The sequence below is a fragment of the Kitasatospora sp. NPDC091276 genome (genome assembly GCF_040684355.1).
Lineage (GTDB): Bacteria > Actinomycetota > Actinomycetes > Streptomycetales > Streptomycetaceae > Kitasatospora.
The window spans coordinates 1-13,793 of record NZ_JBFBFU010000069.1 but is presented as its reverse complement, the minus strand read 5'-3'; the positions used below and the strand labels follow the sequence as shown (position 1 = coordinate 13,793).

Below are 13,793 nucleotides of genomic sequence, written 5' to 3'. Positions count from 1 at the left end.
TCCACCGTCGTTCGCTCGGTCTGGCCGCCGTCTCGCTCGCCTGGGGTCCCTGGTCCGGCGTGGCCGGCATGACCGGCACCCTCACCGACACCGAGGCCGAACGCATCGCCCGGCTCGGCCTGCCGGCCATTGCCCCGGACCAGGGCGTCGCGCTCTTCGACGCGGCGCTCGCCACCGGGCACCCGGCCGTGCTGCCGGTCCGCCTCGACCCGGCGGCGATGGCCGCGCACGGCGAGGTACCCGCCCTGCTGCGCGGACTGGTGCGGGGCCGCGTGCGCCGCGCCGTCGTCGCCGCTTCGGCCGTGACGAAGGGCCTCGCGCAGCGCCTGTCGGGCCTGGGCGGCGACGGGCGGCGTGAGGCCGTCCTGGAGCTGGTGCGCGATCAGATCGCGCTCGTGCTCGGCCACGAGGGCCGGTCGACGGTGGATCCGTCGAAGGCGTTCCAGGACCTCGGCTTCGACTCGCTGACGGCGGTCGAGCTGCGCAACCGGCTCAAGTCGGTGACCGGTCTCCCACTGCCGGCCACCGTCGTGTTCGACTACCCGACGGCGAGCGCGCTGGCCGCCTTCCTGCTGGAGGGCCTGTTCGGGGCGGAGAGCGACGTCGACGTCCCCGAGGCCCTGCCGTCGCTGTCGGACGACCCGATCGTGCTCGTCGGGATGGCCTGCCGCTACCCGGGTGGCGTCGAGTCCCCGGAGGACCTGTGGCGGTTGGTCGCGGACGGCGTGGACGCGGTCTCCGGCTTCCCAGCGAACCGTGGCTGGGACGTCGAGGCCCTCTACGACCCGGACCCGGAGCACATCGGGACGTCCTCCACGTGCTCCGGCGGATTCCTGCACGCCGCTGGGGAGTTCGACCACGAGTTCTTCGGGATGAGTCCGCGCGAGGCGTTGGCGACGGACGCGCAGCAGCGCTTGCTGCTGGAGACGTCGTGGGAGGCGTTCGAGCGGGCCGGCATCGATCCGGTGTCGCTGCGCGGCAGCCGGACGGGCGTGTTCGCGGGCGTGATGTACGCGGACTACGCGAGCCTGCTCGGCGGTGGCGAGTTCGAGGGCTACCAGGGCAGCGGCAGCGCCGGGAGCGTGGCCTCGGGCCGCGTCTCGTACACCCTGGGCCTGGAGGGTCCGGCGGTGACGGTGGACACGGCGTGCTCGTCGTCGCTGGTGGCGATGCACCTGGCCGCGCAGGCGCTGCGCGGCGGCGAGTGCACGCTGGCGCTCGCGGGCGGCGTGACGGTGATGTCGACACCGAACACCTTCGTGGAGTTCTCGCGCCAGGGCGGCCTGTCGGTGGACGGCCGGTGCCGTTCGTTCGCGGACGCGGCGGACGGCGTGGGCTGGGGCGAGGGCGTCGGCATGGTGGTGCTGGAACGGCTGTCGGACGCGCGTCGCAACGGGCACCGGGTGCTGGCGGTCCTGCGCGGCAGCGCGGTGAACCAGGACGGTGCGTCGAACGGTCTGACGGCGCCGAACGGTCCGTCGCAGCAGCGGGTGATCCGGCAGGCGCTGGCGAGTGCCGGACTGTCGACCGCCGACGTCGACGCCGTCGAGGCTCACGGTACGGGGACGACGCTGGGCGACCCGATCGAGGCGCAGGCCCTGCTGGCGACCTACGGTCAGGACCGTGAACTGCCGCTGCTGCTGGGCTCGATCAAGTCGAACATCGGCCACGCGCAGGCGGCGGCCGGTGTGGCCGGCGTGATCAAGATGGTGCTGGCGATGCAGCATGGCCTGCTGCCGCGCACACTGCACGTGGACGCACCCTCCTCGCACGTGGACTGGACGGCGGGCGCCGTCGAGCTGCTCACCGAGTGCACCGACTGGCCGGCCACCGGCCACGCCCGCCGCGCGGGCGTCTCCTCCTTCGGGATCAGCGGCACCAACGCCCACGTCATCCTGGAGCAGGCCGAGCCTGACGTGGTGCAGGACGCCACGGTGACGGCGGGGGCGATGCCCTGGGTGGTGTCCGCCAAGTCCGAGGCGGCGCTGGACGCGCAGCTCGCGCGACTGACGGGACTCGGTGAACTCCGTTCCGGGGATGTGGCGATCACCCTTGCGGGGCGGTCGCTCTTCCCGCACCGCGCCGTGGTCGTCGACGGGGCCGAGGTGGCCCGAGGGGTCGCGTCGGTGGGCAGGAGCGCGTTCCTCTTCTCCGGGCAGGGGTCGCAGTGGCTGGGGATGGGGCGGGAGTTGTATGGCCGGTTCCCGGTGTTCGCTCGGGCTTTCGACGAGGTGTGCGCCGCGCTGGAGCTGCCGCTTCGGGATGTCGTGTGGGGTGCGGACGAGGAGCTGCTGAACCAGACTGCGTATGCCCAGGCCGGGTTGTTCGCCGTCGAGGTGGCCCTGTACCGGCTGCTCGAATCGCTCGGTGTGCGGCCGCAGTTCGTGGCCGGGCACTCGATCGGTGAGATCGCGGCCGCGCACGTGGCCGGGGTGTTCAGCCTGGCTGACGCGTGCGCGCTGGTGTCCGCTCGCGGTCGGTTGATGCAGGCGCTGCCGTCCGGCGGCGCGATGCTGGCGGTGCAGGCGACGGAGGGCGAAGTCCTGCCGTTGCTGGGTGAGTTCGTGTCCATCGCCGCCGTGAACGGCCCGCGCTCGGTCGTCGTCTCCGGGACGGAAGAAGCCGTCGCGGAGATCGAGGCGCACTTCGCCGACCGCAGGACGACGCGGTTGCGGGTCTCGCACGCGTTCCACTCCCCGCTGATGGACCCGATGCTGGAGGACTTCCGCGAAGCCCTCAGCGGGCTCACCTTCAGCGCGCCGTCGATCCCGGTGATCTCCAACCTCACCGGCAACCTCGGTGAGGACCTCACGACCCCCGACTACTGGGTGCGCCATGTCCGCGAGGCCGTCCGCTTCGCCGACGGCATCCGCACGCTGGAGGCCGCGGGCGTCACGCGGTTCCTCGAACTCGGCCCCGACGCCGTCCTCACCGCGCTCACCGTGAGTGCGCTGCCCGACGGCGAGGCCGAAGCCGTCCCGGCGCTCCGCCGCAACCGGGCCGAGGAGCACACCCTCGTCGAGGCCCTGGCCCGTCTCCACGTCCACGGCACCACGGTGGACTGGACCGCGTTGTTCGCCACCACCGGTGCCGGGCACGTCGACCTGCCGACCTACGCCTTCCAGCGCCGCCGCTTCTGGCCCGCGCCCCTCGCCGCCCGCAGCGGCGACGTCCGGTCCGCCGGCCTCGGCGCCACCACGCACCCCATGCTCGGCGCCGCCGTCGAACTGGCCGACGAGGACGGGCTGGTGCTCACCGGACGCCTCTCCACGGCCGCGTTCCCGTGGCTGGCCGACCACGTGGTCCAGGGTACGGTCCTGGTGCCCGGCGCCGGCCTGCTCGAACTCGCGCTGCGCGCCGCCGCGGAGGTGGGCTGCGAGCAGGTCGAGGAACTGACACTCGCCGCACCGCTGGTGCTGCCCGAGCACGGTGCGCTCCAGCTCCAGCTCCGCGTCGGATCGCCGGACGCCACCGGCCGCCGGGAGCTCACGATCCACTCCCGGCCGGACGGGGACCCGGACGCCGGATGGGTCCAGCACGCGGCCGGTTCGCTGGCCACTGGTGGAGTCGGGAATGTAGAGGCCTTCGACGTCTGGCCGCCGGCCGACGCCGAGGCTCTGTCCGTGGAGGGTGCCTACGAGCGGATGGCCGAGGCCGGGTTCGGCTACGGCCACGCCTTCCGGGGCCTGCGGGCGGCCTGGCGGCGCGGGGCCGAGCTGTTCGCGGACGTCGAGCTCCCCGAGGGCGTCGACGCCGACGGCTTCGGCGTGCACCCGGCGCTGCTCGACGCGGCCCTGCACGTCGCGATCGTGGACGCGGGGAGCGACGACACCGTGGTCCCGTTCGCGTGGACGGGCGCTGCGCTGCGCGCCGTCGGGGCTTCGGCGGTACGGGTGCGCCTGGTCCGGTTCGACGGGGGCGGGCTTCGGCTCGACCTCGCCGACCCGACCGGTGACCCCGTGCTGACGGTGGCCTCCGTGAAGGGGCGGGCGGTCTCGGCGGAGCAGTTGAGCCCGGCCGACCCGCTCTACGCGGTGGAGTGGTCGGAGCTCCCGGCTGCCCCGGGTGAGGAATGGACGGCCTGGGACGCCCTGCCCGCCGAGGGCCCGGCCCCCGAGATCGTCGTCCTGGACTGTTCGACCGTGGCTGCCCCGGGCGACGACGTTCCGGCGGCCGTGCGCGAGGTGACGCAGTACCTGCTGCGCGCGGTGCAGGCGTGGCTGGCGGAGGAGCGGCTCGCGGTGTCGCGTCTGGTGGTGGTGACGCGGGGTGCGGTGGCGGTGCGTGACGGTGAGCCGGTGGATCTGGCGCAGGCTCCGATCTGGGGTCTGGTCCGGGCCGCGCAGGCGGAGAACCCTGGTCGCTTCGGTCTGCTGGACACGGACGGCGAGGTGCTGGTCACCGCCGAGCCCGAGTCGGCCGTTCGCGCCGAAGCCGTGTACGTCCCGCGGCTGTGCCGGCTTCCGCAGCCGGAGGGAGCGCTGTCGGTCGGCGCGGGCGACACGGTGCTGATCACCGGTGGCACGGGTGGTCTGGGGGCCGTCGTGGCCCGGTACCTGGTCGCCGAGTGCGGTGTGCGGAGTGTGGTGCTGACGAGCCGTCGTGGCCCGGAGGCGCCGGGTGCGGTGGAGCTGGTGGCGGAGTTGTCCGCCCTCGGCGCTGCCGTCGAGGTCCGGGCGTGTGACATGGCGGACCGCGGGTCCGTGGCGGCTCTGGTCGACGCGATCCCCGGCCTGTCGGCCGTGATCCACGCCGCCGGTGTGGGTGACAACGGGCTGGTCGGCGCGCTGACGCCGGACCGGATGGACGCCGTACTGGCGCCGAAGGCGGACGGTGCCTGGTACCTGCACGAGCTGACGAGCCACCTCGACCTGACCGCGTTCGTCCTCTTCTCCTCCGCGGGCGGGCTGGTCCTGACCGCTGGTCAGGGCAACTACGCGGCGGCGAACGTCTTCCTCGACGCCCTGGCCGCCCACCGCCGCGCCGCCGGCCTGCCGGCCACCTCCATGGCCTACGGCCTCTGGGACGTCGGCGCCGGCCTCGGCCGCGACCTCGCGGACGTCGACCGGGCGCGGATGGCCACCCAGGGCGTTCCCGTCCTCGACCGCGCGACCGGCCTCGCGCTCTTCGTCACCGCGCTGCGCAGCGATCGCGCCGCCGTCGTCCCGATCCGGGTCGACGCTGCCGCCCTGCGCGCCCGCACCGACGAGGTCCCCGCGCTGCTGCGCGGCCTCGCCGCGCCGCGCAGGCGCGCCGAGCTGCCCGCGAGTGGGCGTGCGACCGGGACCGGGCTGGCCGCGCGCCTCGCCCGGGCAACCGGGAGCGAGGGCCGACGTCTGGCACTGGAGCTCGTGCGGACGGAGGTCGCCGCGGTCCTCGGCCACGCCTCCGGCGAGGCGATCGCGCCCGAGCGGGCGTTCCAGGAGCTCGGCTTCGACTCACTCGCCGCGACCGACCTGCGCAACCGCCTCAACAAGCGCACCGGCCTGCGCCTGCCCGCCACGCTCGCCTTCGACTTCCCCAACGCGCGGGCCGTCGCGGAGCACCTCCTCGCCCTGGCCGGCGCGGGCACGGAGGCGACGCCGACGACCGGCACCGACGTCCGCCCGCACACCTCCGACGAGCCGATCGCGATCGTCGGCATGGCCTGCCGCTACCCCGGCGGCGCGGCCACGCCCGAGGAGCTGTGGCGGCTGCTGGCGGACGGCGTCGACACCGTCACCGGACTACCGACCGACCGCGGCTGGGACATCGAGCACCTCTACGACCCCGAGCCCGGCAAGGAGGGGCACAGCTACACCCGCCACGGCAGCTTCCTGCACGACGCCGGCGACTTCGACCCCGGCTTCTTCGGGATCTCCCCGCGCGAGGCCCTCTACATGGACCCGCAGCAGCGGCTCCTGCTGGAGACCTCGTGGGAGGCGCTGGAGCGGGCGGGCATCGACCCGCTGTCCCTGCGCGGCAGCCGGACGGGCGTCTTCGCGGGCGTCATGTACCACGACTACGCGCTCAACACGAATCCCTCGGGCACCAGCGGCGGCAGCGTCGTCTCCGGCCGCGTGTCCTACACGCTGGGCCTGGAGGGCCCGGCGGTGACCGTGGACACGGCCTGTTCCTCGTCCCTGGTCGCCCTGCACCTGGCAGTCCAGGCGCTGCGCACCGGGGAGTGCTCGCTTGCCCTCGCGGGCGGCGCGACGGTGATGTCGACGCCGGGCATGTTCGTCGAGTTCTCGCGGCAGCGAGGGTTGTCCGCGGACGGTCGGTGCAAGGCGTTCGCTGGCGCGGCGGACGGCGTCGGCTGGTCGGAGGGCGTCGGGGTGCTGCTCGTCGAGCGGCTGTCCGACGCGGAGCGGAACGGGCACCGGGTGCTCGCGGTGATCCGCGGCACGGCCGTCAACCAGGACGGCGCGAGCAACGGCTTCTCGGCGCCGAACGGGCCGTCCCAGCAACGGGTGATCCGCCAGGCGCTGGCGAGCGCCGGACTGTCCCCGGCGGACGTGGACGCCGTCGAGGCTCACGGTACGGGGACGACGCTGGGCGACCCGATCGAGGCGCAGGCCCTGCTCGCCACCTACGGCCAGGACCGCGAACTGCCGCTGCTGCTGGGCTCGATCAAGTCGAACATCGGGCACGCGCAGGCGGCGGCCGGCGTGGCCGGCGTGATCAAGATGGTGCTGGCGATGCAGCACGGCGTGCTGCCGAAGTCGCTGCACATCGACCGGCCCTCGCCGCACGTCGAGTGGTCGGAGGGCGCGGTCGAGCTGCTGGCCGAGGCCAGGGCCTGGCCAGCGACCGGCCGTCCGCGCCGGGCGGGCGTGTCCGCCTTCGGGATCAGCGGGACCAATGCGCACGTGATCGTGGAGCAGGGCCCCGAGCCGGTGGTCGCATCTGCCGCTGGTGGACGGGATCCGGGCACGCTGCCGTGGCTGCTCGCCGCGGCGACGCCGGAGGCCCTGCGGGTGCAGGCCGGGCGGCTCGCGACCTTCGTCGGCGCGCGGCCGGAGCTCGACGCGTTGGACGTGGCCCACTCGCTGGTCGAGACGCGGGCGACGCTGGAGTACCGCGCGGTGCTGCTCGGTGCGGACCGGGAGGAACTGCTGGCCGGGCTGGACGCACTGAGCCGGGGCGAACTCGCCCCAGGCGCGGCCACCTCGTCCGCCCGGTCGGGCGGCGGGACGGCGTTCCTGTTCTCGGGGCAGGGGTCGCAGCGGTTGGGGATGGGGCGGGAGTTGTATGCCCGGTTCGCGGTGTTCGCTCGGGCTTTCGACGAGGTGTGCGGGGTTCTGGATCTTCCGGTTCGGGATGTCGTGTGGGGTGTGGACGAGGAGCTGTTGAACCGGACGGAGTATGCCCAGGCGGGGTTGTTCGCGGTCGAGGTGGCGCTGTACCGGCTGGTGGAGTCCCTGGGTGTGCGGCCGGAGTTCGTGGCCGGGCACTCGATCGGTGAGGTCGCGGCCGCGCACGTGGCCGGGGTGTTCTCGCTGGAGGACGCCTGTGCGCTGGTGTCCGCTCGTGGCCGTTTGATGCAGGCACTCCCGTCGGGTGGCGCGATGCTGGCGGTGCAGGCGACGGAGGACGAAGTCCTGCCGCTGCTGGGCGAGTTCGTGTCGATCGCGGCGGTGAACGGCCCGACGTCGGTCGTGGTCTCGGGGACGGAAGAAGCCGTCGCGGAGATCGAGGCGCACTTCGCCGACCGCAGGACGACGCGGTTGCGGGTCTCGCACGCGTTCCACTCCCCGCTGATGGACCCGATGCTGGAGGACTTCCGCGAAGCCCTCAGCGGGCTCACCTTCAGCGCGCCGTCGATCCCGGTGGTCTCCAACCTGACCGGCGAACCGGCGGAGGGCCTGGCCTCGCCCGACTACTGGGTGCGCCACGTCCGCGAGGCCGTCCGCTTCGCCGACGGCATCCGCACCCTGCACGAGGCCGGCGTCCGCCGCTACCTCGAACTCGGCCCCGACACCGTCCTGTCCGGCCTGGTGCAGGGCGTCCTCGACGACCCGACGGCCGCCGGTACGTGCGTCGTGCCCGCCCTGCACGCGGATCGGGACGAGGAGGCGCGGCTGGTCGGCGCGCTCGGCCGGCTGCACACGGCCGGGGCCGAGGTGGACTGGTCCGTCCTCTTCGCCGGTACCGGCGCCCGGACGGTGGACCTGCCCACCTACGCGTTCCAGCACCGCCGGTTCTGGCTCGACGCGACGAGCCCGCTCGGCGACCTGGGCGCGGTCGGAGTGGGTGCCTTCGCGCACCCGCTGCTCGGCGCGGCCGTCGACCTCTCCCACACGGACGGGTTCCTCCTCACCGGCCGGGTGTCACTGGACTCGCACCCGTGGCTGGCCGACCACCAGGTCCTGGACACCGTCCTGGTCCCCGGCGCGGCGCTGGTCGAGCTCGCGCTGCGGGCCGCGGCCGAGGTCGGGTGCGAACTGGTGGAGGAACTGACGCTGGCCGCACCGCTGGCCCTGCCCGAGCGCGGCGCCGTCCAGCTGCACGTGCGGGTCGGTGGCCCGGACGCCTCGGAACGGCGCGTGGTCACGATCCACTCGCGGGCGGACGGGGGCCCGGACGCCGGGTGGGTCCAGCACGCGGCCGGTTCGCTGGCGGTCTCCGGAGCCGTCGGGGCGGAATCGTTCGACGCGGAGGTGTGGCCGCCGGTCGGCGCGGAGCCGCTGCCGGTGGAGGGCGCGTACGAGCGGATGGCCGAGGCCGGGTTCGGCTACGGGCCGGTGTTCCAGGGCCTGCGTGCGGCCTGGCGGCGCGGCGACGAGCTGTTCGCCGAGGTCGCGCTGCCGGAGGGTGTGGCGGCCGACGGCTTCGGCGTGCACCCGGCGCTGCTCGACGCGGCCATGCACGCCGCGATCCTGGCAGGCGGGGGCGAGCGCGAGACCATGATCCCCTTCGCGTGGACCGGCGTGACCCTGTCCGCCGTCGGCGCCTCGGCGGTGCGGGTGCGGATCGTCCGGCTCGGCGATGGCGGGCTGCGGCTCGACCTCGCCGACCCGGCGGGCGGCCCGGTGCTGACGGTGGCCTCGATGGTGAGCCGGGCGGTCTCGGCGGAGCAGCTGGGCTCGGTCGACCCGCTGTACGGGATCGAGTGGGCGGAGCTGCCCAGCTCGGCTGCTGCGGATGACGCCTCGGCGCGGTGGCAGGACGTCTCGCAGTCCTCGGAGGCGGCGCCAGGCGTGGTCGTCCTCGACTGCGGCGCCTTCGTGAGCCCCGAGGACGTCCCGAGCGGTGTCCGCGTGAACGTCCACGCCGTGCTGGAGGTCCTCCAGACGTGGCTGGCGGAGGAGCGGTTCGCGGCGTCGTGTCTGGTGGTGGTGACACGGGGTGCGGTGGCGGTGTGTGAGGGCGAGCCGGTGGATCTGGCGCAGGCTCCGGTGTGGGGTCTGGTCCGGGCGGCGCAGGCGGAGAACCCCGGACGCTTCGTCCTGGTGGACACGGACGGGGAAGTGGTCGTCACGTCCGAGCCGGAGTCGGCCGTGCGCGCCGGGGCCGTCTATGTTCCGCGTCTGAGCCGGCTCCCGCAGCCGGAGGGTTCGCTGCCGGTGGGCGCGGGCGACAGGGTGCTGGTCACGGGTGGTACGGGTGGCCTGGGGGCCGTGGTGGCCCGCTACCTGGTGTCCGAGTGTGGCGTTCGTAGTCTGGTGCTGGCGAGTCGTCGCGGTCTGGAGGCGCCGGGAACGGTGGAGCTGGTGGCGGAGCTGTCCGCTCTCGGTGCTGCCGTCGAGGTTCGTGTGTGTGACATGGCGGACCGTGAGGCCGTGGCCGGTCTGATCGCCGGGATCCCGGGTTTGTCGGCCGTGGTCCATGCCGCCGGTGTCGGTGACAACGGTCTGGTCGGTGCGCTCACGCCTGGGCGTATGGATGCCGTGCTGGCGCCGAAGGCCGACGGCGCGTGGTACCTGCACGAGCTGACGAGCCACCTCGACCTGACCGCTTTCGTGATGTTCTCCTCCGCCGGTGGTCTGGTCCTGACCGCCGGCCAGGGCAACTACGCGGCCGCGAACGTCTTCCTCGACGCCCTCGCAGCCCACCGCCGTTCCGCCGGCCTGCCCGCGACCTCGATGGCCTACGGCATGTGGGACGTCGGCGCCGGCCTCGGCGAGCAGCTCCTGGAGCTCAACCGCAACCGCATGGCCGCCCAGGGCGTCCCGCCGCTCACCCGCGAGGCGGGTCTGGCGCTGTTCGCCGCCGGTCTGCGCAGCGAGCGTGCCACCGTCGTCCCGATCCGGGTCGACGCGGGCGCCCTGCGGGCCCGCACCGACGAGCTCCCCGCGCTCCTGCGCGGTCTCGTCCCGGCCGCCCGCCGCACGGCGGCCCACGCTTCGGCGTCGGCCGCACCGGCCGAGGGTCTCGCCGCGCGGCTCGCCGGGCTGACGGAGGCGGAGCAGCGGCGGACGGTCCTCGACCTCGTCCTGGCCCGGGTGGCGGGGCTGCTCGGCCACGAGTCGGGCGACGCGATCGAGCCGGAGCGCGCGTTCCAGGAGCTCGGCTTCGACTCCCTGGCCGCGACCGACCTGCGCAACCAGCTCAACACGCTCACCGGCCTGCGCCTGCCCGCCACCCTCGCCTTCGACCACCCGAACGCCGAGGCCGTGACGGACCTCATCGTCACCGAGCTGGGCGTGCGGACCGCCGCCAGCGGCGAGGCGTCCCGCGCCGAGGCCGACCTGCGGGCCGCGCTGCAGTCGATCCCGACCCGGCGGCTCCGTGACGCGGGCTTGGTCGATGCCCTGCTCGACCTGGCCGACGACCGCGTCGTTCGTGTCGACGAGGCAGCGGACATCGCGGCGGCGGCCGAGGTCCGCCACGACCCGATCGCGATCGTCGGCATGGCCTGCCGCTACCCGGGCGGGGTGACCACGCCCGAGGAGCTCTGGCAGCTGGTGACGTCCGGCGCGGACGCGATCTCCCCGTTCCCCACCGACCGCGGCTGGGACCTCTCGACGCTCCGCACCGAGGACTCGTACTACACCCGCGCGGGCGGATTCCTCGACGGCGCCGCCGAGTTCGACCCCGGCTTCTTCGGGATCTCCCCGCGCGAGGCCCTGGCGATGGACCCGCAGCAGCGGCTCACGCTGGAGCTCTCCTGGGAGGCGCTGGAGCGGGCCGGCATCGACCCGAGCGGCCTGCGCGGCACCCGCACCGGCGTCTTCACCGGCGTGATGTACCACGACTACCCGGGCAGTGACGGCAACGGCAGCGTCGTGGCCGGCCGCGTCTCGTACAAGCTCGGTCTGGAGGGCCCGGCTGTCGCGGTGGACACCGCCTGCTCGTCCTCCCTGGTCGCCCTGCACCTGGCCGCCCAGGCGCTGCGCCAGGGCGACTGCTCGCTCGCGATCACCGGCGGCGTGACGGTCATGGCCACGCCGGGGGTGTTCGCCGAGTTCGGCCGCCAGGGCGCGCTCGCCCCCGACGGGCGGTGCAAGTCGTTCGCGACCGCGGCCGACGGCACGGGTTTCGCCGAGGGCGCGGGCTTCCTGGTCGTCGAGAGGCTGTCGGACGCGTTGCGCAACGGGCACCCGGTGCTCGCGCTCGTGCGCGGCAGCGCGGTGAACCAGGACGGCGCGTCGAACGGCCTGACGGCGCCGAACGGTCCGTCGCAGCAGCGGGTGATCCGGCAGGCGCTCGCCAACGCCCGACTCGGCGCCGACCAGGTCGACGTGGTCGAGGCGCACGGGACCGGGACGACGCTGGGCGACCCGATCGAGGCCCAGGCGCTGCTTGCGACGTACGGTCAGGACCGCGAACGGCCCCTGCTACTCGGCTCGATCAAGTCGAACATCGGGCACACCCAGGCCGCCGCTGGTGTCGCCGGCGTGATCAAGATGGTGCTCGCGATGCACAACGGCGAGCTGCCGTCGACGCTGCACGTGGACGAGCCGAGCGCGAACGTGGACTGGTCGGAGGGGGCCGTCCGGCTCCTGACCGAGCCCCGCCCGTGGGCCCCGGGCGAGCGTCCGCGCCGCGCCGGCGTCTCCTCCTTCGGGATCAGCGGCACCAACGCCCACGTGATCATCGAGGAGGCCCCGGCGGCGACCCAGCCCACGGAGGTGCCGGAGGCCGAACCGGGGGTCGTGCCGTGGCTGCTGTCCGCCACGTCCCCGGAGGCCCTGCGCGCGCAGGCCGAGCGGCTGGTTGCGGCCATTGACGACGCCCGTCCGGTGGACGTCGCGTACTCGCTGGCGACGACCCGTGCCGCGCTCGAACACCGCGCGGCCGTGGTCGGCGACGGGGCCGGGCAACTCCTCGCCGGCCTGCGGGCGGTGGCGGACGGCGAGGCGCCGACCGGCGTCGCGACCAGCGGGCGGGTGGCGTTCCTGTTCTCGGGGCAGGGGTCGCAGCGGTTGGGGATGGGGCGGGAGTTGTATGCCCGGTTCGCGGTGTTCGCTCGGGCTTTCGACGAGGTGTGCGGGGTTCTGGATCTTTCGGTTCGGGATGTCGTGTGGGGTGCGGACGAGGAGCTGTTGAACCGGACGGAGTATGCCCAGGCGGGGTTGTTCGCGGTCGAGGTGGCGCTGTACCGGTTGGTGGAGTCTCTGGGTGTGCGGCCGGAGTTCGTGGCCGGGCACTCGGTCGGTGAGGTCGCGGCGGCGCATGTGGCCGGGGTGTTCTCGCTGGAGGACGCGTGCAAGCTGGTGAGCGCTCGTGGCCGTCTGATGCAGGCACTCCCGTCGGGTGGCGCGATGCTGGCGGTGCAGGCGGCGGAGGACGAAGTCCTGCCGCTGCTCACGGACTTCGTGTCGATCGCCGCCGTCAACGGCCCGACCTCGATCGTCGTCTCGGGTACGGAGGAGGCCGTCGAGGCGATCGAGGCGCACTTCGCCGACCGCAGGACGACGCGGCTGCGGGTCTCGCACGCGTTCCATTCGCCGCTGATGGACCCGATGTTGGAGGACTTCCGTACGGTTCTCAACGGGCTGGGCTACAGTGCGCCGTCGATCCCGTTGGTCTCCAACCTGACCGGCGCACTGGTCGATGGTTTGACGTCGCCCGAGTACTGGGTGCGTCATGTCCGCGAGGCCGTCCGCTTCGCCGACGGCATCCGCACCCTGCACGAGGCCGGCGTCCGCCGCTTCCTCGAACTCGGCCCCGACACCGTCCTCACCGCCCTCACCACGAGCGCGCTGCCCGACGGCGAGGCCGAAGCGATCCCGGCGCTGCGCCGCGGACGCGAGGAGGAGCGGACCGTCGTCGAGGCGCTGGCACGCCTGCACGTGCTCGGCGTCCCGGTGGACTGGTCCGCCTTCCACGCCGGGACGGGCGCCCGCCGGGTCGCCCTGCCGACGTACGCCTTCCAGCACCGCCGCTTCTGGACGGACGCATCGGCGTTCTTCCCGACGGCCGAGTCCGCCGGGCTCCGGAACGCCGAGCACCCGCTGCTCACCGGCTCGCTCGAACTGGCCGGTACCGCCGATCTGGTGTTCACCGGCCGGTTGTCGGCCCGGTCGCACGGGTGGCTCGCGGACCACGTCGTCATGGGTTCGGTCCTGGTGCCGGGCACGGCGCTGGTCGAGCTGGCGGTGAGGGCCGGGGACGAGGTCGGCTGTGATCTGGTCGAGGAACTGACGCTGGCCGCGCCGCTCGTCCTGCCCGAGGACGGATCGGTCCGGATCCAGGTGCGCCTGGCCGAGCCGGACGACTCCGGGCGCCGCGCGATCGGCATCCACTCCACGGCGGACACCGGCTCGGAGCCGGTCTGGACTCTGCATGCGAGTGGTGTGGTGGGCTCGGGCGCGGTGCCGGCGGTGTTCGATGCCTCGGTGTGGCCGCCGGCCGGTGCCGAGGCG

The 13,793-nt window shown here is 74.0% G+C and carries 1 protein-coding gene; it reads left to right on the top strand.

The window, feature by feature from the left end; translation table 11 throughout:
• The coding region (locus tag AB0O19_RS38120) for an SDR family NAD(P)-dependent oxidoreductase (RefSeq protein WP_363626302.1) at window positions 1-13,793 on the top strand (13,793 nt) is incomplete at both ends.